Source organism: Simplicispira sp. (assembly GCF_028687295.1).
GTDB classification, from domain to species: Bacteria; Pseudomonadota; Gammaproteobacteria; order Burkholderiales; family Burkholderiaceae_C; genus Simplicispira; species Simplicispira metamorpha.
Genome location: NZ_JAQUAL010000176.1, coordinates 1 through 6,308 on the forward strand (window position 1 = coordinate 1; position 6,308 = coordinate 6,308).

Sequence of the window (6,308 nt, forward strand, 5' to 3'; positions counted from 1 at the left end):
GCGCCCTGGCGTGCAGCATCGCCCTGGCGCTGGCCCCGCTGCCCGCGCTGGCACAAAACACCGCGCCAGCGCAGGCCACGTCCAGCCTGTACCTGCAAGTGGCCCGCGCCAGCGAGCACACCCAGACCTACACCGTGGGCCTGACCCGGCCCTGGGCCACCTGGCAGAGCACGCTGTGGGGTGCGCCGCTGCGCGGGCACTGGGACCTGCACCTGAGCCAGTGGGCCAGCGACCACCCCGGGGGCAGGCAGCACACCACGGTGCTGGGCATCACGCCCACGCTGCGCCTGTGGCCGGGCGGCCTGGGCGCAGCCTGGTTTGTCGAAGGCGGCATAGGCGCCGTGCTGGCCAACAGGCGCTACAGCACGCCCAGCAAAACCTTCAGCACCCGTTTCAACTTTGCATCGCACCTGGGCGTGGGCGTGCGCCTGGGGGCGCAGCAGCAGCACGAATGGCTGCTGCGCGTGCAGCATGTCTCCAACGCGGGCCTGAAAAAACCCAACCCGGGCGAGAACTTCCTGCAACTGCGCTACGCACTGCATTTCTGAAGCGCCCCGGGCAGGCCGCTACCGCCAGCGCATGGCCGCCGCGAGGGCAAACACCGAATTGGGCACCCCTTCGGGTGGCAGCTGGCGCTTGGGCTGGACGGGGTAGTGCTTGGGCGCAGGCACCGGCACGGGCTTTTTCTGGGGCACATACCCGGTCGCCAGATGCTGCTCGACCAGCTCGGCCAGCGGCACCGAGCTCAGGTGCTCCAGCAGCGTCTGGTTGAATGCCAGCCACAGCTCGTGGGTCATGGCGCCCTGGTGAACGCTCATGGCATCGCTGGTGGCGGCGGGTTCTCTGGTTTTGCGCTCTTCAGCCGCCAGGGCAATGTCTGCGGTGGTGATGTCGGCTGCGCTTTTGGCCAGTGCGTAGCCGCCGCCAGGCCCCCGGGTGCTCACCACCAGGCCCGCCCGGCGCAGGGCGCTGAACAATATCTCCAGATACGACAATGAAATGCCGTGGCGCTCGCTGATGGCAGACAGGGCCACCGGCCCGTCGCCACAGTGCAGTGCCACGTCCACCATTGCCGTCAGGGCAAATCTGCTTCGTGTCGTCAAGCGCATGGGGTACTCCTAAAAATCCGACAACGCCAAGTGCGTTGCCAATGGTTGCCACTGAACGATGCCCTCATCGGTGCATCCTTTTTCCATCACCCGCAATACCCTGGACATGCCCACGGCCAGTGCCCAGTCTTGCGCCTCCAGTACCGTGACCTGGTGCGGTGCGCCCGGGTTGACGGGCTTGACCTCCACATCAAAGGTCTGGTCGGCCTTGTCCGTGGCCACCTTGACCACAGCGCCGCGCAACGGAATGTCAAACGGCGGACGCGGCCCGGCCTTGCCGTCAAAGTCAATGCGCAGCACACAGCCGGGCCGCATGGCGTAGCTCCATTTGCGCTCGGGATGGGCATCGCTGCCCAGGGCATTGAGCTGCGCCAGGCGCTGGTCTTGCGTCAGGTAAAGCGGGTCTACGGCTGCAACGTCCTGGGTGGGGTAGCCCTCCATGCAGGCCGTCGTGGCGCCCAACGCCAGCAGGGCAAACACGAGGCGCCAGCGCGGCAGGGGTGGGGCCTGGTCAGCGCCGGGCCGGGGGGCCAAGCGCGCCAGCCGGTTGCGGCGAACAAGGGCAGACAGTAAGGCGGTGTCCATGGTTTGGAATTGGCAGGTGTTTTGGTACAGACAGCACCCTGCGGATTCGGGCGTGCATGCGTACACGACCACCCCCATCCGAGGGAAGAAAAACGCACCGCCCGGCGCATCCGAAGCGGTGTCTGGGCCCAGTCACCCAGCGCCTTGGGCACCAACGTGCCAGCGCCAGTCGATCAGGCCGCGAAGCCTGCCGTTTCAGGGGGTTTGTGCGGGGGATCGGTGATGGCGGACAGCGCCGTGTTCACGCGCCGGGGCACGGCGGCGACGGGGTTGGCGGTGTCGGTGCTGGCGCCTGCGCATGGCTCCAGCTGGTCGGGGAGATCGTCCTTGTTGTCCATCAAGGCGTGATCGTCTGCATCCGAGAAAGCGCCCGGCACTTCAGGGCTGTGCTGCGTGCCCTGCACAGCCACCTCCTGCCCCTGTGGGACAGGGAGCGGGGGATTCACGCCTGCGGCGGACAACCCCACGCACAGGAGAAAGTGAAGAATCAAAACCGCAATGAAGCGCCGTAGCATGGTGGCGCAATTATAGGGATGGCCTTCCAGGCCCCGTGCCCGGGCGCGTTTTGGCACGGCCCTGCTGCACTTTTCCCTCTTTCCCATTTGTTCTTGGCACGGCCCGCGCCGCAGTGCAGCCCGGCCTGGACGGCTCCCCTCCCCCCACATACATACCTTGCTCCCGCGCAACCAGCGGGCTCCCGGCGGCACAACGTGCCCGCCGAAGTTTGTCCAGGACAAAACCAGCCTGTGGATAACCCTGTGGTCAAAAACAGGACAACCAGGCAGTTATCCACAGAAAAATGCCGCGGCACGCAGTTATCCCCGTTGCGCAGCGCCAGCAACAGGGCTTGGCACACAGGGTTTGGCGCGCGCTAACTGTTTGGCAGCATTCAGGAAAGAATAGTTATCCACAGGATAGGCCAATCCTTACTATTACTACTATTGAATTAGATTGGTTTAGCAGAACAAGTCTGATTTTTTCCGGCGTGCGATGTTCCCCGTTCAACTTCGCGCGGCGCGGGGGGGACCTGACAAGAGTTATCCACAGGCCTTTCAGAAAAATGGGCTTTGCGGCGCAAAAAATCGGTTTTTTGCTCTTTTTTTGAGAGCTATTAGCGCTTTACTGGCGGGGTTTTCAGGCTGTTGACCTGTTTTTTTTCGGCGCCCGGTGCGCACAAGGACAACCCTGGGGAAAAAACCCGCACAACCCAAGACTTATCCACAGAAAAATGACCCGACCCTAAGTTGTCCCCGTTGCGGTGACAGCAGGCGCGGGGGGCAGCGCACAGACATGTCCGAAACACAAGTCCTTGTTTGACAAAGGAAAAGTGAAGTTATCCACAGAAAAGGCAAACCCTTACTACTACCACTATGTATTCATAGAAGTTATAGATAACAACATCCCATCGCGCCCATGCCAGACACCAGCGCAGCACCCGCGCGCGTTGCGAGCTTGCTTTTTGCTATTACTTTGATAGCTACTTGCGCTGATTACGCAAGGCTTAGAGCCTGATTGGGCTTGTATTCACGCACGGCATGCGCACACGGCCTGGGTGTGCAGTGGCTGTGGACAACAGGCGTGCGCAGGCCGCACAGGCGGGCGCTGCACGGCAAACGGGTCGGGGTGGAGGGGGTGGGGCCTGCTCAGCGCACAGGACGGCGCAGCAGGGGCTCCAGCAGGTGCTGTGGCAGGGGTTTGCTGAACAGGTAGCCCTGGAAGGCGGGGCAGCCGGCGTGCAGCAGCGCATCGCGCTGTTCGGTGGTTTCCACGCCTTCAGCGATCACGGTCAGGCCCAGGCTGCGGCTCAGGCCGATGATGGTGTTGACGATGGCGGCGTCATTGGGGTAGGTGAGCAGGTCGCGCACAAAGCTCTGGTCGATCTTGAGCTGGTGCAGCGGCATGAGCTTGAGGTAGCTCAGCGAGGAGTAGCCGGTGCCAAAGTCGTCCAGCGAAAAGCCCACGCCCAGCGCGCCCAGCGCGGTCATGGTGGCGATGGTGGTTTCCATATCTTCCACCAGCAGGCTTTCGGTCAGCTCCAGCTTGAGCAGGTGCGCCGGGGCGCCGGTGATTTGCAGCACATGGGCCACGTCATCGACGAAGCCAGCGTGGCGGAACTGGCGCGAGCTGACGTTGACGGCCATGCTCAGGCCCTGCAGCGCGGGGTCGCTGCGCCACTGCGCCAGCACCTGGCAGGCGGTGTGCAGCACCCAGCGGCCCAGGGTCAGCACCAGCCCGGTTTCTTCGGCCAGGGGGATGAAATGGACGGGCGTGACCAGGCCGCGCTCGGGGTGCAGCCAGCGCACCAGGGCTTCCACCCCGATGTACTGGCCCAGGCGATCGACCTGGGGCTGGTAGTACAGCAGGAACTGGTCTTGCGCCAGCGCCTGGCGCAGGTCGGACTCCAGGGCCGCGCGCGCCGTGACCACGGCCTGCATGTGCGGGTCAAAAAACCGCAGGGTGTTGCGCCCTGCCGTCTTGGCCTGGTACATGGCCAGATCGGCCTGGCGCAGCAGGTCGCCCACGCTGGTGGTGCCTTCGCAGCAGAACGGGGCAATGCCGATGCTGGGGGTGCTGCGGTACTGGTAGCCCGCCAGCGCATAGGGCGCGGCCAGGGTGGTGAGGATTTTCTCGCCCACGCTGCGTGCGGTCAGGGCCAGCGCCTCGGGCTCGGGGCTGAGCCCTTCGAGCATCACCACGAACTCGTCGCCGCCCAGGCGTGCCACGGTGTCGGCGCCGCGCACACAGGTGTTCAGGCGCTGGGCCACCTGTTGCAGCAGCAAGTCACCCTTGTCGTGGCCCAGCGTGTCGTTGAGGGTTTTGAAGTTGTCCAGATCAATGAACAGCAGCGCCCCGCCTTCGTGGTTGCGCTGCGCGGTGGCCAGCGCCTGGTGCATGCGCTCCATCAGCAGCGTGCGGTTGGGCAGCCCGGTGAGGGAGTCAAAAAAGGCCAGGCGCTGGATTTCGCGCTCGGTGGCCTTGCGCTGGCGGATGTCGGTGTGGATGGCCAGGATGGACTCGGGCTGGCCGTCTTCGCTGCGCACCAGTGTCCAGCGCCCTTCCAGGTCAATGGCCTGGCCATCGCGGTGGTGCTGCACCAGTTCGCCCGTCCATTCGCCCTGGGTCAGCACGGTGTCGGTGGCGCGCTGAAAATGCGTCACCTGCTGGCGCAGGAGTTCGGGCATGGACTGGCCCAGCGCCTGGACGCGCGCCCAGCCGTACAGGCGCTCGGCACCCTGGTTCCAGAAGGTGATGCGGTGATCGAGGTCGCGCACCACGATGGCGTCCTGCGCCTTGTCCAGCAGCGAGGCCTGGTGGCGGATGCGGGCGTCCGAGAGCTGGCGGTCGATTTCGGTGGAGGCGCGGGCGGCAAAAATTTGCAGCGTGGACATGACGAACTCGGGGCTCTGCAAGGGCTGGCGAAACAGCACAAACACCATGCCCAGTGGCTGGCCCTGGGTGTCGCTCAGCTGCAAGCCGGCATAGGCCTGTGCGTTCAGCATTTTGACCAGGGCGGCCTGCGGGTAGCGCTGGACGGCACTGTGTCGCACCACATGCTGGCGCTGGGTGAGCAGCACCAGGCTGGGCGTGCCCCCCAGGCTGTATTCGTCGTTGGGCAGCAGGTGCCCGTCTTGCACCACGGCCAGGGTGGTGATGCGCGGCACCTGGCCGCTTTTGCGCGGCAGCAGGCGGGCCACACAGCCGAGCTGGGCGCCCAGCACCTCGGCCATGTTGCGCGCCAGCTGGATAAAAAACTCGGTACCCGTGGTGGCCGAGACGGCAGCGGCCACTTTGAGCACCGACGCTTGCAGGCGCTGCTGTTCTTTGCGCGCACGCAGGCTGGTGATGCCAAAGGCCAGGTCGTTGGCCAGTTGTTGCAGCAGCCGCGCCTCTTCGGGGCTGATGTGCAGCACCTCGGGGGCATACAGGTACAGCAGCCCGAAGGTGCGCTCGTCCTGGCGCAGCGGCAGGCTGATGACGCCATGAAAACCGTGCGCCAGCATGCGATCGCGCAGGTCAGCGTAGGCGGGCTCGCTGCGCACATCCTGCACGATCACGGGCTGGCCGGTGCGCACCGTGGCACCCGAGGGGCCTTGGCCGCGCGGGTCGGTGGCCGACCACGACAGGTTCAGGGTTTCCAGGTAGCCATCGTTGGCGCCGGCGTGGGCCACGGGCTCGATGGTTTTTTGCGCATCGTCGTGGGCAAAGCCCACCCAGCCCAGGCGGTAGCCGCCAATGTCCACGGCAATGCGGCACACGTCTTGCAGCAGGGTTTGTTCGGAGGTGGCGCGCACCATGGCCTCGTTGCAGGCGCCCAGCAGTTGCTGGGCGCGGCCCATGCGGGCCAGTTCGCGCTGGGCGCGCAGGCGCTCGGTGATATCGGTGGCCATGATCTGGCGCGCTGGCTGGCCGTTGAAGGTGGTGCCGCGCGACCAGATCTCGACCTCCAGCACGGCGCCGCTTTGGTGCAGGTGGCGGTGCTGCAAGGCGTCGCAGCCGCCATCGAGGGGGATGGCCATGACCTCGGCGCGCAGCTGCGCGCGCTCTTGCGGCAGCCACAAATCGGTCATGGACATGGCCAGCAGCTGCGCTTCGGTGTAGCCGTACAGCGCCACC

General features: G+C 65.3%; 5 protein-coding genes. 1 reads left to right on the top strand and 4 read right to left on the bottom strand.

The features are described from left to right. A partial coding sequence (locus tag PHX69_RS14695; protein WP_353852420.1) for an acyloxyacyl hydrolase occupies positions 1 to 548 on the top strand: 548 nt, incomplete at its 5' end. A gap of 18 nt (positions 549 to 566) precedes the next feature. On the opposite strand, the gene PHX69_RS14700 is transcribed toward PHX69_RS14695, so the two are convergent. From PHX69_RS14700 to PHX69_RS14715, 4 genes are all read right to left on the bottom strand, one after another. After that, positions 567 to 1,109 (bottom strand): Rrf2 family transcriptional regulator, encoded by a 543-nt coding sequence (locus PHX69_RS14700; protein WP_119012161.1) that lies wholly within the window; start codon positions 1,107 to 1,109, stop codon positions 567 to 569. A gap of 9 nt (positions 1,110 to 1,118) precedes the next feature. After that, entirely contained in the window at positions 1,119 to 1,694 is a 576-nt protein-coding gene (locus PHX69_RS14705) for a hypothetical protein (RefSeq protein ID WP_288044674.1), read from the bottom strand. Between the two features lie 173 nt (positions 1,695 to 1,867). Further along, entirely contained in the window at positions 1,868 to 2,098 is a 231-nt protein-coding gene (locus tag PHX69_RS14710) for a hypothetical protein (protein WP_288044677.1), read from the bottom strand. A gap of 1,239 nt (positions 2,099 to 3,337) precedes the next feature. Beyond that, on the bottom strand, positions 3,338 to 6,308 hold a 2,971-nt coding region (locus PHX69_RS14715; RefSeq protein WP_288044679.1), incomplete at its 5' end, for a sensor domain-containing phosphodiesterase.

Excerpts from the sequence above, each read along its gene's own strand:
- PHX69_RS14700 (WP_119012161.1), bottom strand. The coding sequence starts at position 1,109 with ATGCGCTTGACGACACGAAGCAGATTTGCCCTGACGGCAATGGTGGAC.
- PHX69_RS14705 (WP_288044674.1), bottom strand. The coding sequence starts at position 1,694 with ATGGACACCGCCTTACTGTCTGCCCTTGTTCGCCGCAACCGGCTGGCG.